The organism is Bradyrhizobium sp. CCGUVB4N (assembly GCF_024199945.1).
Taxonomy (GTDB): domain Bacteria; phylum Pseudomonadota; class Alphaproteobacteria; order Rhizobiales; family Xanthobacteraceae; genus Bradyrhizobium.
Genome location: NZ_JANADP010000001.1, coordinates 1,368,539 through 1,394,192 on the forward strand (window position 1 = coordinate 1,368,539; position 25,654 = coordinate 1,394,192).

20 protein-coding genes and 1 pseudogene are annotated in these 25,654 nt (G+C 59.8%); 17 read left to right on the top strand and 4 right to left on the bottom strand.

Annotation, left to right across the window (positions count from 1 at the left end; translation table 11 throughout):
- Nucleotides 1-743 precede the first annotated feature (743 nt).
- The 4 genes from NLM31_RS06345 (at nucleotide 744) to NLM31_RS06360 (ending at nucleotide 4,686) form a co-directional block, all read left to right on the top strand.
- Nucleotides 744-1,313, top strand: coding sequence for a hypothetical protein (locus NLM31_RS06345; RefSeq protein WP_254128495.1), 570 nt, complete (start codon nucleotides 744-746; stop codon nucleotides 1,311-1,313).
- A 552-nt stretch (nucleotides 1,314-1,865) separates the two neighbouring features.
- Complete coding sequence (locus NLM31_RS06350) at nucleotides 1,866-2,291, top strand: hypothetical protein (protein WP_254128496.1); 426 nt, start codon at nucleotides 1,866-1,868, stop codon at nucleotides 2,289-2,291.
- A 555-nt stretch (nucleotides 2,292-2,846) separates the two neighbouring features.
- Entirely contained in the window at nucleotides 2,847-3,167 is a 321-nt protein-coding gene (locus NLM31_RS06355; RefSeq protein ID WP_254128497.1) for a DUF736 domain-containing protein, read from the top strand.
- 700 nt (nucleotides 3,168-3,867) lie between these two features.
- Entirely contained in the window at nucleotides 3,868-4,686 is an 819-nt protein-coding gene (locus NLM31_RS06360) for a calcium-binding protein (protein WP_254128500.1), read from the top strand.
- Between the two features lie 808 nt (nucleotides 4,687-5,494).
- On the opposite strand, the gene NLM31_RS06365 is transcribed toward NLM31_RS06360, so the two are convergent.
- A complete protein-coding gene (locus NLM31_RS06365; protein ID WP_254128501.1) occupies nucleotides 5,495-6,460 on the bottom strand; it encodes a LysR family transcriptional regulator in 966 nt (321 codons plus the stop codon).
- 167 nt (nucleotides 6,461-6,627) lie between these two features.
- Between NLM31_RS06365 and NLM31_RS06370 the strand changes: the two genes are divergently transcribed.
- Nucleotides 6,628-7,701: an aromatic ring-hydroxylating dioxygenase subunit alpha gene (locus NLM31_RS06370; protein WP_254191804.1), complete on the top strand. Its 1,074-nt coding sequence runs from the start codon at nucleotides 6,628-6,630 to the stop codon at nucleotides 7,699-7,701.
- A gap of 10 nt (nucleotides 7,702-7,711) precedes the next feature.
- A complete protein-coding gene (locus NLM31_RS06375; protein WP_254191805.1) occupies nucleotides 7,712-8,719 on the top strand; it encodes a PDR/VanB family oxidoreductase in 1,008 nt (335 codons plus the stop codon).
- 650 nt (nucleotides 8,720-9,369) lie between these two features.
- Here the strand turns inward: NLM31_RS06375 and NLM31_RS06380 are convergent.
- Nucleotides 9,370-11,643, bottom strand: a complete 2,274-nt coding sequence (locus NLM31_RS06380) for a hypothetical protein (RefSeq protein WP_254191806.1) — start codon at nucleotides 11,641-11,643, stop codon at nucleotides 9,370-9,372.
- 1,301 nt (nucleotides 11,644-12,944) lie between these two features.
- On the opposite strand from NLM31_RS06380, the gene NLM31_RS06385 reads away from it, so the two are divergent.
- On the top strand, nucleotides 12,945-13,265 hold the full coding sequence (locus NLM31_RS06385) for a DUF736 domain-containing protein (protein WP_254128497.1): 321 nt from the start codon (nucleotides 12,945-12,947) through the stop codon (nucleotides 13,263-13,265).
- A 384-nt stretch (nucleotides 13,266-13,649) separates the two neighbouring features.
- On the opposite strand, the gene NLM31_RS06390 is transcribed toward NLM31_RS06385, so the two are convergent.
- Nucleotides 13,650-13,931 carry a helix-turn-helix domain-containing protein gene (locus tag NLM31_RS06390; protein WP_254128505.1) on the bottom strand — a complete coding sequence of 94 codons (282 nt, stop codon included), beginning with the start codon at nucleotides 13,929-13,931 and terminating at the stop codon, nucleotides 13,650-13,652.
- Nucleotides 13,932-14,034: 103 nt separating this feature from the next.
- On the opposite strand from NLM31_RS06390, the gene NLM31_RS06395 reads away from it, so the two are divergent.
- The 3 genes from NLM31_RS06395 to NLM31_RS06405 all read left to right on the top strand — a co-directional run bounded on the left by NLM31_RS06395 (nucleotide 14,035) and on the right by NLM31_RS06405 (nucleotide 15,279).
- Complete coding sequence (locus NLM31_RS06395) at nucleotides 14,035-14,313, top strand: DNA -binding domain-containing protein (protein WP_254191807.1); 279 nt, start codon at nucleotides 14,035-14,037, stop codon at nucleotides 14,311-14,313.
- A gap of 218 nt (nucleotides 14,314-14,531) precedes the next feature.
- Nucleotides 14,532-14,663, top strand: a complete 132-nt coding sequence (locus tag NLM31_RS06400; protein ID WP_254135235.1) for a transcriptional regulator domain-containing protein — start codon at nucleotides 14,532-14,534, stop codon at nucleotides 14,661-14,663.
- A 58-nt stretch (nucleotides 14,664-14,721) separates the two neighbouring features.
- Complete coding sequence (locus NLM31_RS06405) at nucleotides 14,722-15,279, top strand: DUF2285 domain-containing protein (RefSeq protein ID WP_254191808.1); 558 nt, start codon at nucleotides 14,722-14,724, stop codon at nucleotides 15,277-15,279.
- A 451-nt stretch (nucleotides 15,280-15,730) separates the two neighbouring features.
- Here the strand turns inward: NLM31_RS06405 and NLM31_RS06410 are convergent, their stop codons facing one another.
- On the bottom strand, nucleotides 15,731-16,936 hold the full coding sequence (locus NLM31_RS06410) for a sulfotransferase (RefSeq protein WP_305884441.1): 1,206 nt from the start codon (nucleotides 16,934-16,936) through the stop codon (nucleotides 15,731-15,733).
- Nucleotides 16,937-18,221: 1,285 nt separating this feature from the next.
- Here NLM31_RS06410 and NLM31_RS06415 point away from each other — a divergent pair.
- The 7 genes and pseudogenes from NLM31_RS06415 to NLM31_RS06445 all read left to right on the top strand — a co-directional run bounded on the left by NLM31_RS06415 (nucleotide 18,222) and on the right by NLM31_RS06445 (nucleotide 25,654).
- Nucleotides 18,222-18,500: an AlpA family transcriptional regulator gene (locus tag NLM31_RS06415; RefSeq protein ID WP_254128510.1), complete on the top strand. Its 279-nt coding sequence runs from the start codon at nucleotides 18,222-18,224 to the stop codon at nucleotides 18,498-18,500.
- Nucleotides 18,501-18,657: 157 nt separating this feature from the next.
- Nucleotides 18,658-19,739: pseudogene (locus tag NLM31_RS06420) on the top strand (replication initiator protein A).
- Nucleotides 19,736-20,200 (top strand): DUF2840 domain-containing protein, encoded by a 465-nt coding sequence (locus NLM31_RS06425; protein ID WP_254128511.1) that lies wholly within the window; start codon nucleotides 19,736-19,738, stop codon nucleotides 20,198-20,200. The pseudogene NLM31_RS06420 and the gene NLM31_RS06425 overlap by 4 nt, the downstream one beginning before the upstream one ends.
- Nucleotides 20,200-20,706: a S26 family signal peptidase gene (locus NLM31_RS06430; protein ID WP_254128512.1), complete on the top strand. Its 507-nt coding sequence runs from the start codon at nucleotides 20,200-20,202 to the stop codon at nucleotides 20,704-20,706. Before NLM31_RS06425 ends, NLM31_RS06430 begins: the two co-directional genes overlap by 1 nt.
- A 212-nt stretch (nucleotides 20,707-20,918) precedes the next feature.
- Nucleotides 20,919-21,617 carry a lytic transglycosylase domain-containing protein gene (locus NLM31_RS06435; protein ID WP_375167533.1) on the top strand — a complete coding sequence of 233 codons (699 nt, stop codon included), beginning with the start codon at nucleotides 20,919-20,921 and terminating at the stop codon, nucleotides 21,615-21,617.
- A 241-nt stretch (nucleotides 21,618-21,858) separates the two neighbouring features.
- Complete coding sequence (locus NLM31_RS06440) at nucleotides 21,859-23,586, top strand: DUF3363 domain-containing protein (protein ID WP_254191810.1); 1,728 nt, start codon at nucleotides 21,859-21,861, stop codon at nucleotides 23,584-23,586.
- 91 nt (nucleotides 23,587-23,677) lie between these two features.
- On the top strand, nucleotides 23,678-25,654 hold the full coding sequence (locus tag NLM31_RS06445) for a conjugal transfer protein TraG (RefSeq protein ID WP_254191811.1): 1,977 nt from the start codon (nucleotides 23,678-23,680) through the stop codon (nucleotides 25,652-25,654).

Consider the following 25,654-nt stretch of genomic DNA (forward strand, 5'->3'; position numbering starts at 1 on the left):
AATGTCTACTGGAGTTGGACGAGCGATTGTATGGCCGGCCTATTTGCGCTTGCAGCCGGCGCAATCATAGACCGTCTGTTCAAGTGCGCAATGATCCGCCGTGGCTATGCCGAGATGCGTAGACTCCACGGCGCCGAATGGGGAAACGGATAGGCAGCTGCCATCATCCGGCGAAGGCGAACAGCGGCCGCAAGCTTGCGAGAGCAAGCCAGGCCAACATGATCGCCGGATTTGACTCTGGCGCGTATTCGGCAAAGGTCGACCGGTACCAGCAAGGCGATTGTATCGGATTCTGTCAGGCGCGCCGAGTTGTGGCGAGGCGGCATCGCCAACCTTTGTTGCCGGTGGTCCGCCGGTTCCGGTTTGTGCTCACCGGCAAGTCACCTGCCGCATCATCACGACCTCGTGCTCGCCAGCACCGATGTTGCGGATGACGAGCGTCAACTGATCCCCAAAAGCGCGTGTTCGTCCGTTGCCGCCAGCTTTCCAGGTGAGTGAGCTCTGGTCCTTACAAATCGCAGCCTACGTAATGATACGGAGGTCGGCCGTCGTACTTTCTTGATCTGCGAAATGCATCGTCGTCGACATGCCATACAGACCAATCTACGATCCACAGCTCTGGCGCAGTCGCGCGCTCGCAACGCGTCTCAAAGCGGACTCGCTCAGCCCCGGCAAACCCAAAGACAGGCTCCTGAAAGTCGCGGAAGAATACGACAAGCTAGCCCGGTACGCAGAACGGTGCGATGCGCACGGAACCGACCAAGATTCCGATTCGTGTCACGATTTCTGATCGTTCTTCCGCTGTCTTGACTGAATCCTCGAGCCGCTCGCTTCGAGCCAAGACGGATGCCTTGGACAGAAACTTTGGCCTGATCTTTGCCAGTTGTTTTCCGATGCTGGCACTTCTTCGCCCGCCGATGTCGGGGCCTTCGGCGAAATCCTCCGCATCAAGCGCGTTGCCAATCCCCAACGTACGCGCCAACTGGCGCGCCGATGGTTCGGAATGCACACACTTTTGCCGACAATCGATCTTAAAAAGTCGAGAACGACCGGGGAGGCAAGCTGTATTGATTCAGGCCGAAAGAAGCGTGGTCGAGCACATGCTCGCATCATTGACAATCAGCGCGCTGCAGAGCCGGGCCGTCCCAACCCACGAACAGGTGATGCATCATTTGGAGCTTGCGTATGAAAGGGCGGGTCTGATCCCGACGCAGGCATCTACGATCAGGGTACTGGAGCGTATCTCACGTGAGATCAACAAGGCCGAGACGGTGTTGGAGTTCATCGGCCGAGGCGATGGGCACCCACACTGAGTTGACGCATGAAGGTCCATCACGCCTCGCACATCACGCGATCTGAGTGACGGAAGGAAGCAGGATGTCGAGTCCAGCTCCGGTCTAACAAGCCCATCCTGGCCTTGATCTGTGCAGCGATGCCAATCATTGTACCTTTGATGCCGTTGCGAAGGAGCCTAAGGTCGATGGGTCGAAGATCCATTCGGACGAGAGGTTTCATTCCTGTCCAGCGATGGAGCTCGCCAAAACGCGGATGTGGTGCCCGACGCACTTGCGGGTAGCGGCACTTGCGGAGGGTGAAAGGAGTTTCTAACTCTGCAAAAGCTATCGGGCTAGAACGCGATCCGGTTTGGAAGTTTGCCAAGAGCCGCTCGCAAGCGAGACCTCAATCGCTACAAAACCTGCATCTCCATATGACGCGGAGTTTGCGCCGCGACTTGATCACGTTTTGGTTCCATACAATCAGTCGCGCCGTGGTGGTGGTGGAAGGCGCAGTCCGAACTCTCTTGAGCGGGAATCACCACCGTGCTTGCCCTTGGACTTACCCTCAACCTCGTTGGGCTCGGCCTCTTGTTCTGGCTGACCTTTGCTCTCGCAGTCTACGCCCTCCCATTCTTTATTGCGGTCAGCGCTGCTGCAATGGCATTGGAGCGCGGCGCCGGGATGACTGGCGCGCTCATTGTCGTCATCATCAGTGCCGCCTCGATGCTCGCCATTGGTCAATTCGCCCATTCTATGGCGCGGCCGACCATCTTGCGCGGCATGATTGGCGGAGTATTTGCCATTCCGGCAGGCATTTCTGGATACCATGTCATGCTCGCCTTATCGCAGATCGGCGTATCCTCGCCGTTCTGGCGTGAGGCCTTCGCATGCGTCGGCGCAATCTTCATCGCCCGGAAGGCGTCGACGTCGATCACAATCTTGAGCGGGCGAGATGCGGCACCGGGCAGGTTGACCAATTCTGCGCCAACCGGCTCACTCGTCGGCGAGGCCTGAGGAATCGTCCGTGGCCGCTACATCTGGGGTGCTTTACCTCTGTGGGTGCCGAGGCCTCATTGCAGGAGCTCTTCGGCACAGGGCGGACTTCGTAGCGTCTAATCGGACTGTGCCGGCCTCATTCGGCCCTGTCACGGGCCAGTTGGCGGGACTTGGTTGCGGCTTTTTACCTGGCGGCAATGTCGCCTTTTCCCGCACACTCTTTCTTTCTCTGCGCCGTAACCTGCCGCCTTCTTGTGTTGCAAAGCGAGGTCTGCCACGTCTTTTCCCGCTTAAGCCTGTGTTCAGCGCTCGGACGCACCTCGCCTCGTTGGCTTGATCTGACCGAAGACCGTCTGCGCCTCGATCGTCTGAGACGCAATGCCGCCGGGGAGACTTTCTTCCCCTGGGCTACGCCCATTCCTCGCGAGGCAAGAAAGTCTCTCCGCCGGCATCCTCCGCTTAACGCTCCGGCCCGCGGGAAGACGCGGGTGCGTCGCCGATCGTCTTCGGCCCTCAGATCGCCATCGAGGCCGCGGTGGTCGCGGGGCTCGAAACAAACCAAGGAGAAGTGACATGGCTAGCATCGGTTCTTTCAAGAAAGTCGGCTCCGACTTCCAGGGCGAGATCGTCACGTTGAGCCTGCAGGCCAGGGGCGTCCGCATCGTCGCCGAGGCCAACCGCTCGAACGAGAACGCTCCCAGCCACCGCGTCTATGTGGGCCGGGCAGAAATCGGGGCGGCATGGTCCAAGCGCTCCGAGGAAGGTCGCGACTACCTCTCGATCAAGCTCGATGACCCCTCGTTCAACGCGCCGATCTACGCCAGCCTGTTCGACGATGAGGACGGCGAAGGTTACACGCTGCTCTGGTCGCGGCCGCGCAAGACCGGCGAGTAAGCCTCGCAACACCTACGCCCCGCCCGATCCAATCGGGAGGGGCGCTCTTTTGGTTAGAGCGCACCCAAGTCACGTGGGAGGAGGGGCTTATGGCCAAGAATAAGACCGGCATCGGCTAGCATCGGTTGGCCGGTACTACGTCTTGCGCCCGAAGGCGAACGGGGCAAGCGGACCACGAAAGACGCGGCCGAAAACGATCAGCGAAGCGAGAGGCAAGTCTAGTCTCTCAAGAACCGGAAAAATCCAACGGCGACTGCGATGTATGGCCATTCAGGCGTTAGGCATCAGGTCGCCGCTCCGCTGTCGGACTTGGGTTCCGGTTCTTAGCGACCCAAGGAAACGACATTAGTTCTCGCCTCACAAATTCTGCGAGCTTTATCGCGCGAGATTTCGATTGACGCATCAAGGAATGCGGAAAGTTACCATCCGAGAGCGTCACCGTCAGCACGATGGGGCAGGTTTCGCCCTCGCGCGCGCCTGTGGTTGCAGTTGCAATCACGAGCATTCAACTCTCATTGATGAATGGTGACAGACCCTAGATGACGGAGAATACGTGCAAGTCTAAGCCCGTGACGCGCATATGAATGCATTCGCAATGTAAATGATATCCATCAAAACAATCGATTTCTTTAGCCGTCCTAACGAGGAATACGAAGGCATCGGGCAGCGACGCGGGGGGGAATCCTAAGGAGCATTTGCGATGGAAAGGTTTATCCAGGGTGGCTCGGGTGACGATAGCCTCTTCGGCAGCAGCGGCGACGATCTGATGATGGATCCCCGGGGCAATGACTGGATCGACGGGGGGGCTGGCAACGACTGTATCTCGGCCGGCGAGGGCAATGACCGCGTCTTCGGTGGTGCCGGTAATGACCAGGTCTTCGGCGAAGAGGGCAACGACTATCTCTACGGCGGCGACTACGGCGGCAATAACCGCGACCAACCGCGCATCATCGCTGTAGACAATGACAAGCTCTACGGTGGCCCCGGCGATGATGTGCTCTTTGCCGGTGACGGCAGGGATATTCTGAGCGGTGGCTCCGGCCACGACACCTTTGTCTTCCAGTTCCACGACCCGATCCCCGGGCTCGACCCGAAGTACGGGCCGGATCCGGACAATACCAGCATCAGCGATTTCGATCCGGCGCAGGACACTCTCGCCTTTGATGCCGTGGGTCTCTATAACGACGGTTCCAGGGCGAACTTCGTCAACCACGCCAGTGAACAGCCGGGCTATCCGGTTGACACCTTTTACAGCGGAGCGGCCTCCGGTGCCAATGGCGAACACGTGGTAGTAATCACTGATCGGTCTTTCGCCTCCGGTACTCAGGCGGCGAGTGCGATCTCCGGCGAGAACGCCGGCGACATCATCGTCTACCACGATTACCAGACCCAAACCGCGAATTTGGCCTTTGTCACCTCCGCGAACCACGTGGACGAATTCGCCCATCTGGGCAGCTTTCAAGGTGTGGCCGATCTGGCCCATCTGCACCTGACCGCGTCAGACTTTACCTTCGTCTGATCGAGCCACGTCCCGCCATCTCGGCGGGATGCTTTGTGCCATCAACCTCTGGCGCGATAAGCATGCTGCCGCACCTCGACGAAGATGACTTCAAAGTTCAATGTTGCGCGCCACGATCTGTCGCGAAAGCACCAAGATACCTAAGATCGTAGCGTAGCTCGCTCAACAGCCACGGCATCATACCGAATCTCCGCCGACGTCTGCGTCATGGATCAATCATCGCGCCTGGGCTGGCTGAACGCACCACAAAGCAAATCCAACGAGGTCTTCACACTTCACGGTCGGGCGGCTAGAGGTCTATATCCGTACCTTCATCGACCTGCAGCCACAAAGCCGTAGCCCATCAAATGGGCCGTTGCGAAGCGACAGTGTCGAAAACATCTCGTGCTCAAGCGCAGGAAAGCCTCACGTCAAATCTCCCAAAAACATCATACTTGGTAGACTCGTATAACCTGCTCTCTTGATTGTTTGAACCTGTTCGATGACGAGGTCGGCGAAAGCCAAACGTGCGTTTCGTGTGGCCGGGCAAGACCGAGAAGTAAGTGTAGTGCGCCCGATCGATCCGCCCGGAAACGGCGCTCTTTGAAGCGGGCAGCAAGGCACCGGGAATATCGGTTTGTCTCGTTCCGATCCACGCGGTGTAGCGACCAGAACTCGTCCGATTGGAACCCACCGAGGCCGATCGAGCTGCCTGGAACGTTCGCCGTGTAAGAACCGTCGGCACGTCGGCGGCTTCGTGAGGACAGAGGAGGGGGGGAACGAAAATTCGAAAGCAGCGGAGAGACCGACGCGCGGGCGGGCGGGCAATTCAAGTTCTCGCATCGGCGCTGCCGCGGTTGCGCCCGGACGGCGCGGCAAGAGCGGCCCTGTACGGCAGAGCGCCGGCAATTCGAGCCATGAGTTGCCTCAGCCACCGGTGGGCGGCGGAATGATGCGTCCGCGACGTCCAGGTCATCCCGATCTGAAACGGCTCGGGGAAAGGACACGACGTGGCCACGACGGATTTAGCGATATTCGAAGCGATCCGGCTTGGCACCGTCGAAATCAGATCCGTGCTGGGGAGAATGTGGGTGAGATCGGAAATGCTCGGCACCGTGACCACCTGGTTGAGCGACAGGCCGCGTTCATCCAATCCTCTGAGATAACCTGATCGCCAGGTGCCGCCATAGGTGACGACGGCGTGGCTCGCCTTGACATAGTCGTCGACACGCAGCCTCCTGCCGGCGAGAAGATGGCTGCGGTGCATGACGCACATATAGTGGTCATCCAGCAGATGGCGATGATAGAGGCTATCCTCATGCACGTCGTAGGGGCCGAGGAGAAGATCGGCCTCGCCGCGTTTGAGACACGCGATACCTTTGGCGCGCGCCGTCTTGATCTCCAGCACCAGGCGCGGCGCCCGACGCCTGATCTCGGCGATGGTGCGCGGCAGAATGATCGAGCGTTCGTAATAGTTGCAGGCGATTGTCAACCGCCCGGACGCGCTTGCGGGATCGAAATCCGTCGGCTGCATTAAGCCTTCAAAACCTTCGAGCAGGCGGCTGGCACATTCGACGATCTCGACGCAGCGGGGCGTTGGTGCGATGCCGCCGCGCTGGCGCACGAACAGCTTGTCGTGGAACGCCGCGCGCAGCCGATCCATGGTGTAGCTGATCGTCGATTGATTGGTGCCGAGTGCTTCGGCGGCCCTCGAAAACGAACCCAGTTCCGACACCAGGCGCAAGGTACGGATCGCGGCAAAATCAATCGCGAATGGATCCCAATTCTTTGCCATCTCCTCAAGACTCTCCCGGCGGAAAACGATGCGATATCGGAAGAATAGATAAGGGATATCAACTCTGTCCGATTGTCCGATAACTATTGCCAACGCAATCTGCTCGAAAGTGGGAGTTAAGACGGCAAGCCCGCGACCATCGACCGAACCATGGAGATAGCTGCCCGATGAACGCACCCAAACCCTTTCCGCTCAATGCCTGGTACGCGGCTGCATGGTGTCACGAGATCGTCCGCGAGCTTTCCGCCCGCACCATCTGCGGCAAGAACGTCGTGCTCTACCGCCGCACGGATGGCGCCGTGACAGCGTTGGAGGATGCCTGCTGGCACCGACTGCTGCCGTTGTCGCTCGGACGTCTCAAGGGCGATGACGTCATGTGCGGCTATCACGGGCTGGTCTTCAATTCGGCCGGCCGCTGTTCCTACATGCCTGCACAGAAGACGATCAATCCGTCAGCCTGCGTGCGTGCCTATCCGGTCGCTGAGCGACATCGCCTGGTCTGGCTCTGGCCCGGCGATCCCGCGCTTGCGGACCCCGACAAAATTCCGGAGTTTCACTGGAACGGTGACACACAATGGGCTGGCGAGGGTGGCACGTTCTATCAGTTGAAATGCGACTATCGCCTGGTGGTCGACAACCTCATGGACCTTACGCACGAGACCTATGTGCACGCCGGCAGCATCGGTGACGAGGCGATCACGGCTGCGCCCTTCGATGTGACCCACACGGACAACACGGCGACGATGACGCGCTGGATGATCGACATCGAGCCGCCCCCGTTCTGGGGGCGCCAGCTCGCACGGCCGGGCCGCGTCGATCGCTGGCAGATCGTGACGTTTCAGGCACCGTCGGTCGTGGTCGGCGACGTCGGCGTCGCACTTACAAATACGGGCGCGCCGCTAGGCGATCGCTCGCACGGCGTCAGCGGCGCGTTCTTGGCGGCGATCACGCCCGAAACCGAGACGACCTGCCACTATTTCTGGAACTTCGTCCGAGATTATCGGAAGGATGATGTGGAACTAACGAGAGAGCTCCAGCTCGCCCACGTCAATGGCGGCGCAGGCGTCTATGATCAGGATCACAGAATCTTGGAGGCGCAGCAGGCCGCCATCGACAAGAACCCGCGTTCGCCTTTTTACGATCTCAACATCGATGCGGGCGCGCTCTGGGCACGGCGGCTGATCGACCGGATGATGGCCGGCGAACAGGACGGCGTGATCGAAGACGTTGCAGCTGAATAGGCGAAAAGTCATGGCCAAGCCGATGGAACGGATGAGTGCACGTCTTCGCGCCACGCGCGATCTCACGCCCGACGTCCGTCTTTTCGAGATCGAGCCGGATTGGCCGTTGATCAGGGTAACACCTGGCAGTCACATCAACGTCGTCGTACCGATCGACGGGCGGTCGCAGCTGCGTAGCTATTCGCTGGTAGGGCCTTGCGGGGACGGGCTCTATCGCATCGCCGTCAAACGGCTCGCTTCCAGCCGGGGCGGGTCTGTCGGCATGTGGCACCTCAAGACAGGCGAACGGCTCACGATCTCCGAGCCGAGGAACAGCTTCGAATTGAGCTACGACCGCCCGGAATATTTGCTGCTGGCCGGCGGCATCGGCATTACGCCGATCTACACAATGGCGCTGGCGCTGAAGCAAACGGGCGCGAAGTTTCGCCTGCTTTATTCAGCGCGCAGCCGCCTCGACCTGGCATTCGCGGAAGAGCTTGCCCGCTACATCGGCGAACGGCTCCAGATCTTTGTCAGTGAAGAGGGACAGCGCATCGATATCGCCGGCGAGATCGCCAAATTGGATCCGCGCGGCGAACTCTATGTGTGTGGCCCATTCGGGATGTTGGAGGCGGCAAAGCGCTTGTGGCGCGAAGCGGGCAGGCCCGCGCCGCATCTCCGCTATGAGACGTTTGGCAATGCCAGCAACATTGCGGATGCGCCGTTCAAGGTCAGGATTCCCAGGTTGGGTCTAGAAATCGACGTCCCTGCCAATCGCTCCATGCTAGAGGCGCTTGAAGATGCTGGCGTCGAGATGATTTTCGGTTGCCGGCGCGGAGAATGCGGCCTCTGCGTCCTGCCGATCTTGGAGCCGTCTGCCCAAGTCGATCATCGTGACGTCTTCTTCAGCAGTGAGGAGCGGGCGATAAACAGCAAGCTCTGCACCTGTGTCTCGCGCGCGGCTTGCGGTAGCCTAACCGTCGATACGCCCGATCGAACGCAGATCCGGCGTCATGCCTCTGACGCCAGCGTGGTCTAGGACGTGGCGTCGCAAGACCGCCATACTCTGTTTGACCTTCTCACACTTCAGGGCCTCGCGGCAGAATTATCTGCGGTAGCTAGAGCTCAATAAATTCAGTCTCTCCATCAATGCGCTTGCGTGGACATTTTGTTGACGATGGTAGCGATGAGGAGAATGGGCGGTCCCCGATTCAGCATGCGCATGAGCCACACATTTGGCGAGCGTTTGCCCAACGCACCGCCCCGCTCGCTGCGATGGTCAGCAGTCTGCGCAGGGGTCCGCTCATCCAGGAAAGACATCTTGCCGAGCTTCTGCTTTCCACCCGTGGTGCGCAGCAGCGGGTGTGGAGTCCGAGCCACGCTGCAAAAGTTGCAGCCTTCCAAGGCTTGAGCTGTCGGCGCCGGTGCAATAAGTGCCGGAGCCGTGATCGGCCCAATCCTGGCCGTCATCAGCCGCTTGGCTTCTGCAACATGGCTTTGGAACTGCTTTTCGGAGCTATCCCCGCGAGAACTGGCCGCGCGTTCGGCGGCGAGCGACTGGACTGCGTCTCGGAAGTTTTAGTCGACCGGCTGCTGAAGGCCCACGACCTGATCACGGGTCCCTGGCTCCGGAGTCGGAGGTCTCACTGATGGTGTCACCACGAGGCGCTCTTCCGTGGGACGCACCAACTACAAGTGTCGAGCGGCCTGCGTCGACCAGCGCTCCGCCTCAGCAAACGGATAGCCTGAGTGGTCGCTAAGCGCCGTGGTCAACAAGGATCTACAGAACACAGGCGTGAGCTTGCCGCGATGGACCACGACGTTCTCATGCCCCGTCGCTGCCTGGGCATTTTGCCACTGCCGATTGTAGCCGCGCTGTTCATTGGACTTGACGTGGCAAGCGGCGAAGTCAGCGTCATCAAGCATCGCCAACTGCCGCGCATGTATCGGCCGCTTCGTATGGATGTGCACCCACATCGGACTCGGCATTGCACCATTGCGCAGCGCCTTGGGTTGCAGCATGATCTCAAACAACACTCCTGGCTCGCCCTTTAGCGCGCGCGGTAGATCCGCAGGCGCCAACTCCTCGTCCGACCGCAAGTGTTCAAGGTACTTTTGCGACGGAAAGGCGTAGGTCTTCATGCAATCAATCCTCGTCGTGGCCTTTCGCTCGTTCAAAGCCTTGGCCAGCCCCTGCGCCTCGGACCCCATCGTCTTGAGCCGAACTATTTTGTCGTGCACTTCGCGCAACTGCACAGGCGTGAGTAGACCGCGACGGCGAGGCTCCTCCAACGCGGCCACACAGGCCTGCATCTCAGTGGCCTGGGTCTGCAGGCGCTTGACCACGGTGTCCACGACGTGGTCGGCGTCCTCGGGTTTCATCTGGCGCACTGGCGAGGCGGTCCTTTGCTGACCAGCCAGATCGAATTGCAAAAGTTCGTCCAAACGCTCGAGGAGTGGCGTCAGTGCCTCCATCGAGGGCGGGGCCTGCCAGATTGCCAAGTGCGTCGCCGACGATGATGCCCTTGCATGCGCCTCCTCTGCGCTCAAGAGCTTCTTCGTTCCCAGATCCGAGAGCACGAGAACCTTGGTTGCTGGCGCCGTCTCGGACGTAGCGACCTGCGGCTGCATCCGCCCGGCCGCCGAACTCCCGGCGCCAACGGCCGGCGTGCGCTTGCCTTTCCCCTTCCTGCGCGCTGTCGTGCCTTCGGCCACGACAGCCTCGCCGGCAGTGTTGGCCGGTATCGCAGCCCCATCCTCGAGCGCAGGTGAAATGATGACTGGCGTCTTGGGCTGTAGATCCAGGAGGCGCATAACGTCGTGCGCAGTGAGCCACGCGCCTTCCACGATGCGCCCCAACAACTCGAATGGAAGGTCGGCACCTGTTCCGGCATCCCTTAGCTTTGAAACGAGGTCGTGCACCCCCAACGCAAATTCTGAGAGTCGCTCCATGACTCCTTCCAGGACGGCGCAGTGCGCTCCGTCGAGTACGCGTCCTTGGTTGTGTAGAACTGCGTCGGATGTCGAGACGAATGCCGGAAAGACGTCCCCGAGGAAGGTTCCCAACAGGCGCGCCCGTCCGCTCTCGGCCATGAGGATTTTCCTCATGACTGGTTGAAACGTGTTCGCGTGAGGCTCAATCATGATTTGCGCGAGAGCGACCCGCGATTGCAGATGCATGCACTTCGTATGAAGTGCCCAACCGCTGTGCAGCCGCAGTGCGGCCTCTTCGGCCTGCCGCATCTTGGTCGTTGGCTTGGGCAATTTAGCAGTAGCGGCGCAGACGCCTTGCATCCGCTCTGAACGCAATGCCTTTTTTTCCCACCACTCCATGCAGGCCGCATAGCGGTTTGCTACGCTTGAAACCGCTCGGCTCATTTGATCGGAGGGAGCGTTGGATTGGAGCATCCGCTCAAGCACGAGTGTCGCAGTCAATCTGCTCTGCTCCAAGGCGAAGATGGTCGGGGTGGCCAGTGTGTTGCATTGGTCCGCCGCATGGAGCACCTCGTCGCGGAGGCGGCGAGTCCGATCATCGGACAGAACCCTACGCGCCACATGCGGGGGCAGGCTCGCGCGGTAGTCCAGAACTTTTGCGCCTGCCTTGACGAGCTGGTCGATCAGCTCTTGCGGCTCCGATGAGTTCCGCAACACTTGCGTGGCCGCATTACGGCAACGATCAAGTTCCTCAAGCAGGCCGTCCATTTGTGGCTTTGCTGCCTCGATCTCGTCGCCTGTCGCCGAAATGGGGACCTCCGTACCCGAAGTTCGCGGCTGGCTGAGGACCGGCGCCGTTCTGTCTTGCGGCCCAGAGCGCATCCGGTCCAAGACGGAATCGAACGATTGGCTACCTTCCCGAACGGCAAGTCCTGATTCTGAGCGCGAACTGCTCGATCCCGACGTGCTGTCTGCTCGAGCAGCCTCAACCTGCGACTTGAAAGGCCGCAGCCGGCCAATGCCCGTCATATCCACCTCCGATCCAGGCGATAATGCGAAGCCTGTCGAGATAGACCGCCTGGCTGACCATTAGCTGACGAAAAGCATTCTCGCGGATACACAAAGAAATCGGAACCATCGTGCCTTCCAATTCCAAGGAAGATCCCGTGGTTTTGAGTCTTCTGCCCGGCAGACGCCGCGTCCTGATCGCAAGCAGGCCATCAGTTCCCGGCGCATCGCTGCCCGGGCTGAACGAAGAGGGACTGGTGTAGCCTTCGGCAGGTACTCGACGTGCGTACGGCGGAGTGTCGGTGGTGCCATCGCGCTCCAGTTCGTTCGCCGCGCGGCGTCCCCGTTCACGAGGATGTTCGATCGAAGACCTGGCGGTTCAGAGCCGCCCTTTCGTAGCCGCTGCCGGGGTGCGAACCGGTTCGTGATGAGTTGAGGCAGTGATCGCAGCGGCAAATGGATAATCCATTCCTTTAAGCTGTGGTCGGTCAACCATCATTCTAAATCGCGACCGTGCGCAGCTTTCGCAGGTACATCTGGAATCTGCTCCTCAAGAGCAGCGGGGGCCTGGCGAGCCCCCTCAGCCGCCCCGTTGAAGGCCCGCCGCGCCTCGTCTAATTGGGTGACCGCTCTCGCACCCACATCAAATAGATTCGGCCCGATTGATGGAGGTCGATCCTCCAGGATTGCTCGGTCGAAATCTGGTAGCAAGCTCATGAGCGCTCGATGTGCGGCCGCTTGCGCAGTTTCCGAACTTGCCACAGTGGCAAGAGCGTCGCGATAATCGCCGCACTGCCTTGATGGCTCTCTCTTCAAGACAGAGATCGTCGCTCAATGGCTGATTCCCGTTACTTCGCAGCCTAGATCAGACCGACGGCTCCAGTCGGCCCCCCGTGAGCGGTCGACGGTAGATGCTCGGTCGCAACCGCTGCCCAACGGCAATGCCGTGTCGCCTTTTCCCGCACACTCTTTCTTTCTCTGCGCCGTAACCTGCCGCCTTCTTGTGTTGCAAAGCGAGGTCTGCCACGTCTTTTCCCGCTTAAGCCTGTGTTCAGCGCTCGGACGCACCTCGCCTCGTTGGCTTGATCTGACCGAAGACCGTCTGCGCCTCGATCGTCTGAGACGCAATGCCGCCGGGGAGACTTTCTTCCCCTGGGCTACGCCCATTCCTCGCGAGGCAAGAAAGTCTCTCCGCCGGCATCCTCCGCTTAACGCTCCGGCCCGCGGGAAGACGCGGGTGCGTCGCCGATCGTCTTCGGCCCTCAGATCGCCATCGAGGCCGCGGTGGTCGCGGGGCTCGAAACAAACCAAGGAGAAGTGACATGGCTAGCATCGGTTCTTTCAAGAAAGTCGGCTCCGACTTCCAGGGCGAGATCGTCACGTTGAGCCTGCAGGCCAGGGGCGTCCGCATCGTCGCCGAGGCCAACCGCTCGAACGAGAACGCTCCCAGCCACCGCGTCTATGTGGGCCGGGCAGAAATCGGGGCGGCATGGTCCAAGCGCTCCGAGGAAGGTCGCGACTACCTCTCGATCAAGCTCGATGACCCCTCGTTCAACGCGCCGATCTACGCCAGCCTGTTCGACGATGAGGACGGCGAAGGTTACACGCTGCTCTGGTCGCGGCCGCGCAAGACCGGCGAGTAAGCCTCGCAACACCTACGCCCCGCCCGATCCAATCGGGAGGGGCGCTCTTTGAAGCCGACAAAAGAGATCGCTTAACGCCACCTGATCGATCCGCATTTTACTTGTTATGTGAATTTCGCTTCGCAATCTTGGGACGTGCTTTGCAAATTTCTTCATCAAACAAACAAGATCGATGTAGCTGATGTCCGCTGGCTTGCGAGCTCGCACAGGGTCACCACAGTCGGATTGCGCCGACCACACTTCAACCCGTTGATATATTGTTCAGTAGAGCCGAAGGCCTCGGCGAATTTTCTTCCGCGTGAAGCCTTTCCGCTTCCGCAGCCTTTCGAAACTCTGGCCGTCCAAACTGCAATGTTTTTCAGCGAACTTATGCGAGTAGGTCCGCTATTTCTTCTTGTGACGTGAACGAGCCGGCTTGCGACCTTTGCGCAATGTCTTGTGGGATGTTGCTCCCTTGGGTGGTTGGACAAAGAACTCAGATAGATGAACACCAAGTGTTTTAGCGATCCGGTCGAGAAGATCGATTGTCGGATTCTCCTCTTGCCGCTCTACGCCGCCCAGATATGAGCGGTCAATCTCCGCATCGTAAGCCAGTTGCTCCTGCGGAATACCAAGATCCACGCGGATCCGTCGCACATTCCAGGCCACAAGCGCGCGAGCTTTCATGCGCCAAAGCAGCCATTTGGGCGGCCATCAAACCACTGGCTATAACCGATCTATTGCGGTAAGTTCGCCAAATGAAGATAACGAACTCGCCGCGTGAGCTTACATGAAAGTGCCGGCGTTAGATCCTGATGTCGCGGACGCGGCGCCGAACGAATCGGAACTGACATCCTATGACCAGCAGCATCTGGTGACGTATTGGCGACTCCTCGATGCCGAGGCGGATGGCGCTGATTGGAGCGAAGTCGTCAGGATCGTGTTGCATATCGATCCGGACCGCGAGCCAGTGCGCGCTCGCAATGCATTCGACAGCCATTTGGCACGCGCAAAATGGATGGCGGATCACGGCTACCGCGACTTGCTTCGTGTTGGCGCTCCTAGGTAGCAAAGATGCATCGTCTGGATTGCGCAGAGAGAAAGAACTTCTCCCATTGATGGCGTGATCGACTATGTGCATCACGCGTGATGCACAATTTGTGGCTTCCATAGCAACCCCAGTCTTTATAGACACTGCGCCGCAATTCGATTAGGCGGGAGATCATAGCAGTGTCAAAATTCGACTGGCGCTCACCGGAGTCATACCCGGGCGTCAAAGACGGCGAGATGTCGGATTTCGCTTGGGAAATCCTCCGTCGCAATCCCAAGTATCAAGCTGACTATCGGGACACGGTTTCGAAACACGGGCAGGTGACCCCTGAATTTCGGAGGAGATGGGGCCTTTGCTTTCGCTCATGACCCACAGAAGTCCTTTCATCAGCAGACCATCTTTTGGGCGCCGGAGGCTTTGCCGGCGGTGCTACCGATCGTTCAGAGCGCTGCCGGTTCGGATATCGTTGCTGCTGGGCTTGCGCTTGCCGATCCTGCATCGGACAGGATCAGGAAAGCAGCGGACGGTTGGCATGTCGTGTTGCGCATTCATGGGACCAAGCATCATCTGTGGCTGAAACAGGCCCCGCAGTTCGGTGCCACTTATGCATTCAAACTGCTGCCCGACGTCGAGTTTGAGATCCGGGCCCACGCCGCATATCGGTTCTGGCGTGCGGTCAACGGTCGCTCACCAGGACCTCCGTTTCATCGACTGTCGGCGCAACGACGTAAGCGTTTTGCGCTGGCGCTGCGCGCCCTCGATTTACGCATGGAAGGCGCCTCCTATCGTGCCATCGCCGAAGTATTGTTTGGTTCAAGACGCGTCTCCGAGCGCGCCTGGAAGACCCACGACCTGCGCAGCCGAGTCATTCGCCTGGTTCAGGCGGGTTTGGCGCTGATGCGCCGCGGCTATCATGCGTTGCTCCGTCCATCGCCTCGCAATAATAGAGGGGCAGCGAAATCATTCCCGACCCGCGGAAAATAGTCCTTCGCCATCGTGACCAAACCTGCGACGCAAGTTTCGGGAGTGTTGCAGAGACATTGCTGGCTGCCGCCACGCCCCGCGGGTTTATCTCGCTTGGAGCTAAGCAAACGTCAGCTCTGACGCCAAACTGGCTGGATTGGGTAGAGCGGCTGAGGTCAGGCCCTCGGACACTTGATGGTGCTGAGTTCCTTGAAACTCAATCGTTGGAGCGTGGCTTATATATTGCGTGTGCGCCTGCCGATCAGGCAATTCTGACGAGAGCAAGCGAGCAATCGTTCTGACCTGTGCCGGATACCTCGGCCATTTGTATCTCAAATGTCGCATTTTTTTTGTTTTCCAATTCACATTGCTCGCGCATGACAGCTGAAGCGATGTCTCAGATTATCATCTGAGATAACGGGGTCTGCCTGGGCCATGACCTTGCCCCCGCAACATCAATGTTGGCGCGCCATCACGGATGGTCTCCAGACGGCGCATCTCGATCGGCCTTCGAAGCCGCGAGCGCCTCATTCAACTGCGCCGCTATTGAATTTGCTGCCCGCAAATTCTCTTCCTTCTTGGTCGCGGCCAGACGTTGTGCTTGTTGAAGTACCGAGCGGCCGAAAGCTAACGAAGAGTTTTCCTCAGCTTGCCGACCGCTACTGTCTAGTTCGGCGCCATCAACGGGGATCTCGAATGATCTCCCTGTCTTGCCGTCCAGGAAATCCCAGCAGGTCCGAAACAAGTGGCGATAGCCTTGAGTTGCTTCTGGACCCCTATCAACGACGCCGGCTCGCTTTGCGAACTGAAGGTCCTGCTCATAGCCGAGCTCTATCAAAAGCTCCGCCCCAACCAGGTCGGTCACGACCTGCATCTCTTCGATGCTAAGGTTAGTTTGCCAAGCCTGCACTGAGCGGTCATCGACGGTTTTTCTCTCCACGATCTTGCGATCCCCGAGGGTGCTGGACCGAAGATCGTCCGTTTGCCCCATCGGCGCCGATGCCATGTCGGTCGGAGTGTAACCAAGGCCAGCAAGCACGCGACGAACTTCGTCGTCGGGCTGCGCCACAAGGACCTCGTAGTGTACCACCTGCGTCTGAGGTCGAGTGCGGTAAGCTGCTAGCGCGGGCAGCCCCAGAACGAGGTCGGCGAGCGAAGAAGCGATTGGGGGCGTGGGCTGGCCCAACGCGATATCGGCAAGACACGATGCGATCGCGGGCGGGCAACTTGCGGCTAGGAGAGGGACGTCCCACGTCGATTTCAGTGATGCGGCGATGGCGTAGGGGTTGCGCATTAGGACGAGCCGCGGTGCCTCCGGATAGACGGAATCCAAGAAGTCGAGCACCGTCCAATAGCGCGGCGTCTTGTCTATGAGGGTGCGTTTGCCTGCAGCGGCCAAATACCGGCCATAAGCTGCATCGGCAAAAGCGCGGGTAACGATCGTTCGATCTATTCGTCCCAAGAACTCCGAGGTTGCGGTCTGAACCAATGATGCGCCGGCTGGGTGACGCTGGTCCACTTTACCGAAGGCCTCAAGTGCCAACATGAGCCAGGGCTCAGGCGGAGCCAAAATATCCGGGTGCCGCTGAAGTACATGCGCTAACAGCGTCGTCCCCGAGCGCGGAAGACCGAGAAGAAAGCACAGCGCGGGCGAATGGCTTACATCGTGGTTCATCATTCAAGATCCTATCCGTGGCCAGACCGAGCGTTCGTCCTGAACCCTTCGGCCGGTCGAAAGAAACATCGCCAGCAATGGCGATTCAGATGGGTTTCAACCATCCCCATCCTCAGATGACTTGCCGTTAGCGAGGATGACATCATGCCGCGACAACATCCGATGATATTGTAGTCGCGCTCTGGCTTCTTCGCTGCATGATCGCCCACTGCGCTTCGGATTGACGCACGCAAGGCACGTCCGATTAAGGCATTGCGTACATAGATTTTTGGTTGCTCGGTGTTGTTGCGGACAGATTGCAGGTTGTATCGCTCCCGATCGCAGCGCCTCTCGAAGACGACCCCGTCCATGTTTCGCACGATCTGGGCGCCATGAATTCAATCCATTTATCCAGCCGGAGCACTGGACTCGCAATCGGCTGCGACCAATTCCTTGCGAGGCTGGAACTCCCCAAGCATCGCTCAGTCGCACGGAGCGGTATAGAGAGCCCTCCGAAAACCTATGCCGTAGTTTATTGGAAATTGGCGGCTACACGACAGAGGAAGTCCGTCGCTTCGCGACGGCACAATGCCGCTCACCTCACCAGCTAAAGAAGACGATCGCAATGGGCTGGTGTCGACCGATGCTCGACGCAAACGTTAGAATTCTTCCTAGAGCCGAGGCAAAGATGATGGTCGGTCCATTTCTGTGTTCGCAACCTGACCCGTATTATCCGCCACTCGTAAGATCGGCAGAAATCAATAGTTTTGATTGGACACATTCAGAGCGTGGATTGATGCCGTATCACTCAACGATCCTCGTATCTGAAAGAGACACGGCAATCAGTTCTGTGCGCATTATCCAGTCAGGCTGCCGCTCGATGCAGCTTTCGATACCGGCGCAGACGCCTTATATCGTCGGTGGCGCACAATCGCGCGCCGCCCGCCCGGACCTCTGTTCATTTACCCCAGCGCCGCGAAGGTTTGAGGTTGACGCTGCGAGCCGTCGAAGAACGCATCGATGCGTACCGCGCCATCGTACGATCGGTGTTTGACGTCGAACGATTCCTCAGCGCGCCTCTAACCCCACGAACGACCCATCTGACTATCGCTTTGAGTAACTTGTTTGGTGCTGAAGTGCGGAGATCGACGGAAAGTGCTCTGCCTGTCATTTCGCAAGGAACGAAGCAGGGGTGCCGAAAATCATTCCCACATCTTCGGCATCCCCTTAAGTGCTTCTACTCCGCCATCATGCTCTTCGGCGCGCGGTCAGACGCGCGAGCCCTCCAGATGAGCACGGAGCCCCTCGAATGCCCGATCCGACCGCCGGCTTGCCGCCGCGATACTTACGAACCCCCGAAGCGGCACGCTTTCTCGGCCTGTCCGGCCGAACCCTGGAAAAGCATCGCACCTATGGCACCGGGCCGACCTATCGCAAGCTCGGTGGGCGCGTTGTTTATGCGCTTGAGGACCTGAAAGCCTGGGTGGACCGCGGAGCAAAGAAGTCAACCAGCGATCCCGGCATGGGTACGGTCTTGCCTGCAAAGCGGCACGCACCCATTCCGTATGCGGGCAAGGAGCGGCGCTGATCCATGTCGAACGACACATGCTCTGGTTATGGGCAACGTCACTCGGAACGCGGTCAACTCAGAACTGTTTTGCTCATCGCCCAGCGATCTCATGCCGGGCGATGCGCCAAACCTGACGGCATATCCGTTCTTCCCACCGGCAAAGTCGAAACGGATTATGCCGATCGACCTCAGCGCCGGGGCAATCATGATTCGAGTGGAAGCTGTGCCGGAACATCGCACGGAGCCGATTTGGGATGCGCACGTTGTGATCTGGACCGCTTTGCAGATTGTCGAGGCTCGAGATGCCGGCTTGAAACCATCCGGGTTGATGAAACTACCTCATACGAGATCCCGACCTACGTAGATCGCGGCACCAGTGTGCGCGACTGCGAACGTCAGGGCTGCGCTCGACCGGCTGCAATCAGTATCGGTCCTGAACGCGATTCGCCGGCCGACCGAGCGCCGTCAGCACCGGTTCTCCGGATCAACAAATGGAAGGGAACGGCAGATATGCACCGCCATGCCTGCGGAATCGAGCTGATCTTGCCGGATTGGGTCTGCACGGGGGTTCTCAATGATGCCGTCGTGTTGACGACGGACCGAGCCTATCTCGATCTGATTGGTAGATTTGAATGCTGGCTCTTTCGCCTCCTGCGAAAATATGGCGGCCGTCAAACGTGCGGCTGGAGCTTTGATTTCGTCCGCCTCCACGCCAAGTCGGGCAGCCTATCCCCGCTCAAGCACTTTGCTTACGACCTGCGCCAGTTCGTCCGTCGACAAACGTCACCCGCGTATCGGCTTGTCATTACACGAGACATTGACGGTGTGGAGCGATCGAACTTCGCGCCACTTCAGGTCAGTCCCCTTTGCAGAAAGGCTACAAAGATGCGGGCGCATCTCAACGCCGGAGGAAAGTCTGTGAATTGTATCGTGCTATCACGGACCAGAATTTTCGCCCCATCCGCGACCGCACCTTTGTACTATCGGGAACGGAAATCAGCGCCAGGGGTTTGCTGTGCAATCGCTTTCCGCTCCCTTAACCCTGCTAATCCCGAATCCCTCGGATTGCTCACAACGAGTCAGACCCTTTCGTCTACGATCGGCAGGATGACCGCCGCGAGAATTCCGCAACGGCGGCAAGTTAGATTTCACCACGACGGCTCAGCCGCAGGCAAGTGTGTTGCAGCCATTCGGCTGCGGAAAAGTGCCTGCTGGCGCGGACCTGCAACACCTCTGAGCAAAGGAGCCGCTAGATGAGCGATGTCACAACCGTCGAACTCTTGTGGGTCGAGGGGCGGTTCGAGAACCGAATTCGGTTCGGCCGGCCCGTATCGGAAAAGATCATTGACCGCCACCGCCGCGTTCTGTCATTCGCAACCGGCAGCATTTTCGCATTCGTGCGCTGGACGTCCAACGATTTTGGAACCGTTCTGTCCCGCATCGACATCTTGCGCGCGGCAGCGCCCCGGCAGCGATATTCAACCGTACCTTGGGTCAATCCCGGCGGGGAGAGCCTGATGCGATTGTCAGGATGGACCAAGGTCGAGCGCGCACTGCAATTGATCGATGCGGTGGAGGCACTTGATATCAATCCTGCAGATGCTGCGCCAGACTACTGGCATCACGTTCACAATCGTCTCTCTGTCAACGAAAGCCCGCGTACCTACACCCGTGCGCGCCATCAAGCTTGGCTGCGACGCCGAAGACGGGAGCTCTGATGGGACGGCTATCAATTATGCTGGCGATCTGTGGATCGGCAGCTCTGGCGTTGTGCTCGGACAGAGAGGCACCGCCATCGTACATCTGGAACGCTTCAGACAGTGTTCCAATCGGCTTCTATCGACTGCAGCCAGCGCGACAATTGACGGTCACTGAGCTCGTGGCGGTTCGGCCGCCCGAGCCACTCGCAAGCTTCCTGGACTTGAACGGTTACCTGCCGACCGGTGTTCCCATGCTCAAGCGCGTCCTGGCACTGCCGGGACAAACCGTTTGCAGAACTGGTCTCGTCATCTCCGTCGACAACATCGAGATGGGACTGGCGCGCGAGCGCGATGCACGTGGCCGGCCGCTGCCGGTTTGGCTCGGATGCCGCCTCATAGCGTCAGATGAGGTGTTTCTCATGAACTGGCAGTCGGCGGACTCCTTTGATGGCCGCTACTTCGGGCCAATTCCAGCATCCGCCGTGATCGGACAAGCGTTCCCCGTGTGGACAAAGGAAGACTGATCATGCAGAGCCTGCTTCGTGGATTTGCAGTCTCGCCGGTCGATGGATCGCCGCACCTTCGCTCCGTCCCGGCCAGAGTCTTGAAGAGGATCGTGCGCGGTGCATGTCTGCGATGGCCTCGCACCCAGCGGCCGAACCGGCTACCCGTCACCTTCGCGAGCGCAAACGCTTGCGGTTCCATCTCTTTAGTGGCGGTCTGCGCTTTGACCGCTGTGCTGGTTCTTGAACTCTCGTCGAGCGTTTTGGCGGAGACCGCAGTCCCGGCGCTTGATTCCCGTTCGCTCAGCTCCCTGGATGTCGATCCATATACCGCCTTCGTCGCCGAAGCGTCCCGCCGATTTGCGATCCCGGAGCGCTGGATCCGTGCTGTCGTGCAGGTCGAGAGCAGCGGAAACGTGGGCGCCGTATCCTCTCGGGGAGCGCTGGGCCTGATGCAAATCATGCCCCAAACCTGGGTCCACCTGAGTATTCGCTACAAGCTCGGTGTCGACCCCTTTGGGCCCCGCGACAACATTCTCGCAGGCACGGCCTATCTGCGCGAGATGCTCGACCGGTTTGGATCGGAAGGATTTCTCGCAGCTTACAACGCTGGTCCAGGACGGTACGAGGCGCATCTGGCTACGGGGCGACCACTACCTCGGGAAACGCAGGTTTACGTCGCCAGGCTCGCAGGATTGATCGGCATCACACGAGACGAGTATGCGACTTTGGCTCCCCGACGCACTCTTCCGGGGCGGCAGGCAGCACTAATCTTTGATCGCGCCGACGGCGCGTCGGTCAAGGCCAGATCGACATCGGCTCTGCATTCAATGAACAGCCCGAAAGATCTTTCGAACCTGGGAATGCTGGCCTTCGTACCTGGTGCGACCAGGCTTTTTGTGCAGCGATCAACCGAATCGGAGTCCCGATGATCGCAATCGCGTTTCGTCGCGTGTTGTCGAAGTTTGTCGCACGTTGGAGAGTGCTGGGGAGGGAGCAAGGAATAGCCGACCGCGGATGGCAGGATAAAAGCCGCAAGGTGCGGTCGGTCGGTCGGGTGAGAATTGTCAGTAAATTCAGATACGCTCCAAACGTTGCGAAGATCGAGCACAACTTGTCATTTTTTCCACGACGCTGTTTTGGCTCGGCTTTCTGCACATTGCGGGGACCAAGATGACGCGTAACGATGATTTTCGCGTCCGCCCGGGCCAAATACGTTCGACACGCTGGCCGCGGGCAAAGCCCTTCCTGGCGCAAGCGCTCCAAGCCGCGCAGAAAGCCGGCGGTCTTTCACGTCGTGCCGGCAGTCGTGGCGGCCGGTTTGGGCGTGGGCGCGCTGCGACCCTTAGCGCCAACCGGCTCCTGCAAGATCGAGGCCGCGGTGCCATGGTCAAGGCGCGTGTCGTGCGGCGGATGCGCTCGCCAGGCAGTCTGCGGGCCCATATCGGTTACCTGCGGCGTGACGGCGTCACCCGTGACGGATCGCGTGGCGAACTATTCGATGCTGCCGGAGATGGCGCAGATGGCCGAGGCTTCGCTGAGCGCTGCGAGAACGATCGGCATCATTTCCGCTTCATCGTCTCGCCGGATGACGCCGGCGAACTGGGAAGTTTACGCAGCTTGACGCGCGAGTTGATGGATCAGGCCTCACGCGATCTCGGTACACGGCTTGACTGGGTCGCCATCGACCATTGGAACACTGAGCATCCGCATATTCACATCCTTGTGCGCGGCCGCACGGATGATGGCTCCGACCTTGTGATCAGCCGTGACTATATCAGCAAAGGTCTGCGGGCCCGCGCAAGTGATCTCGTCACGCGCGAACTTGGTCCCCGATCGGAGCTTGAGGTTCGGCGCGGCCTTGAGGCAGAGGTTGCGGCCGAGCGCTGGACGCGGCTCGATCGCGCGCTTGCTCGGGAAGGGGGACGGACGGACGGGGTGATCGATCTGCGCCCAGAGCGCGGCGGCGGGTCCGAGCCATTGCGCGAGATCCGGATTGGCCGGATGCGGACGCTCGAGCGGCTGGGGCTCGCTGAGCCCGCCGGTCCCGCGCGTTGGGTTCTCGCTCCTGATACGGAGCTACGCTTGCGTGCGCTTTCAGAACGCGGCGATATCATCAAGCGGCTGAACAAGACACTCGCGAAGGATGGCGCATCTCGTTCACCATCCTCCTGGGCGCTCGAAGGCGAACGTCATGGCGAACCCATCGTCGGCCGCCTTATCGCCCGTGGGCTCGATGATGAGCTTAGGGGATCGGCGTTCGCCGTTGTCGACGGGATTGACGGACGTGTTCATCATCTCAGGCTCCCCGACATCGATGCGGCCGGTGATGGCCCGGTTGGCGGTATCGTCGAATTGCGTCGCTTCGAGGATACGAAAGGCCGGCAGCGGATCGCGCTTGCCGTCCGCTCAGATCTTAATCTCGACCAGCAGGTGGCTTGGGAAGGGTCGACCTGGCTCGATCGGCGCCTGGTCGCTCGTGAGCCCGTCGATCTCGCGCGTGGCGGATTCGGCGCCGAGGTCCGGGCCGCGCTCGATCGCCGCATTGATGCACTGGTAGAGTACGGGCTTGCCCGCCGCGATGGCGATAAAGTCACATTAAGCGGCAACCTGATTGGCACTCTGCGCAAGCGTGAGCTCGATACCGTGGGCCAACGCTTGGCCTCCGAAACAGGGCTGGCGCATCTATCCGCCGAGGCGGGAGAGCCCATTTCCGGGGTTTACCGCCAAAGGATCTCGCTCGCCTCCGGCCGCTTTGCCATGATCGACAACGGGCTCGGCTTCCAGCTCGTGCCCTGGACCCCGTCGCTCGAGCGTGAACTGGGTAAACAGGTCAGGGGCATCGCAGGTCCCGGCGGGATCGACTGGAGTTTTGGGCGCAAACGCGACCTTTCGCTCTGACCCGCCGATCTCTTCGCCATGCTCCGCGACACCGCGACCTCGAAAGGACTGCCGTTGAATGGCGCCCTCACGGTGCGCATCAATTCTGGCTATGCCCGCGACGAAGATTCTTTGGGGTCAACTACTCTTTGTCTCAATGGTCGTGCTCGCTTTCCTCTGGGCGGCCACCGAATGGACGGCGTGGCGTCTGGCTTTCCAGCCGCAACTCGGGCCTGCCTGGTTCATAATCGCGGGCTGGCCTGTCTATCAACCGGCTGCCTTCTTCCTTTGGTGGTTCGAGTTCGACGCCTACGCGCCTGTCATCTTCGTCAAGGGAGCGTGCATCGCCGCAAGCGGCGGGATAGCATCGGTCGGCGTCGCCATCTTCCTGTCGGTGTGGCGGGCAAAGGAAGCTCAGTATGTGACAACATATGGGTCGTCCCGCTGGGCGGATGCACGGGAGGTTCGCCGTGCGGGACTTCTGGGGCTAGATGGCGTCGTGCTCGGTCGCTTTGAGGGCCGTTATCTCCGGCATGATGGACCCGAGCATGTCCTTTGCTTTGCCCCGACCCGTTCCGGCAAAGGTGTCGGCCTTGTCATTCCGACGCTGCTGACCTGGCCGAACTCCACGATCATCCACGATATCAAGGGCGAGAACTTCCAGCTGACCTCCGGATGGCGTGCCCGCTTTGGGCCAGTGCTGTTATTTGACCCGACCAATCCGGAGAGCGCGGCCTACAATCCTCTGCTCGAGATTCGCCGAGGCGACTGCGAGGTCCGCGACGCCCAGAACATCGCCGACATTCTCGTCGATCCCGAAGGCGCGCTCGAGCGTCGCAATCACTGGGAGAAGACCAGCCATTCCCTGCTGGTCGGGGCAATTCTCCACGTCCTCTATGCGGAACCAGACAAGACGCTTGCCGGCGTTGCCAGCTTCCTGTCGGACCCGTTGCGCGCAATCGAAACGACCCTGAACGCAATGTTGGCGACGCCCCATCTGGGAGAGCGTGTCCATCCGGTCGTGGCTTCGGCGGCGCGCGAACTCCTCAACAAGAGTGAAAATGAACGTTCCGGCGTGCTGTCGACCACGATGAGCTTCCTAGGTCTCTACCGTGACCCCGTGGTTGCCCGGGTCACGGGGCGGAGCGACTGGCGCATTCGCGATCTTGTCGACGGACCCCGACCGGTCTCGCTTTACCTTGTGGTGCCACCGTCCGACATCGCCCGGACAAAGCCCCTGATGCGGCTCGTTCTCAACCAGATCGGGCGGCGGCTAACCGAGAGCCTCGATACCGACAGGCGGCGGCAGAAGCTGCTCCTCATGCTCGATGAGTTCGCAGCCCTCGGCCGGCTCGATTTCTTCGAGAGCCAGCTCGCCTTCATGGCAGGTTATGGCATCCGCAGCTTTCTCATCACCCAAAGCCTGAATCAGCTTGAGCGCGCCTATGGCGCGAATCACGCGATCCTCGATAATTGCCATATCCGCGTTGCCTTCTCGACCAACGACGAGCGCACGGCCAAACGCGTGTCGGACGCGCTCGGAACCGCAACCGAAATGCGCGCGATGAAGAACTATGCCGGGCATCGGCTCTCGCCATGGCTTGGCCACCTGATGGTCAGCCGCCAGGAAACATCTCGTCCGCTGCTCACGCCCGGGGAAGTCATGCAGCTCTCGCCCAGCGAGGCCATTGTGATGGTTTCCGGCGTGCACCCGATGCGCGCCCACAAGGTCCGCTACTACGAAGATCCGCAGTTCCAAAGCCGGATATTAGGCCCGTCGCACAACGTTCCAGTCGGCTTGGTCTCGCAGCCCGACGATTGGTCGGCCCACACACCGATTCCGCCCTCGATCGATCTGCTTACCGCGTCGAAGCGTAACGTCCGCGATGGGAATGGTGGCATTCGACGCGAGCCAGAACTGGCGCCGCAGGAGGAGGTCGTGATCACGGCGCCGCGCGCCGACAACGAATTCGACGACGCGCTCGATGATGGCGATGCTGATGCCGCGCAAGTTACGGCCGTGAATCGCTCGATGCAGGGGATTGCACGTTCGGTCAGCCTCGACCCGGACGATAAGATGGACCTTTGA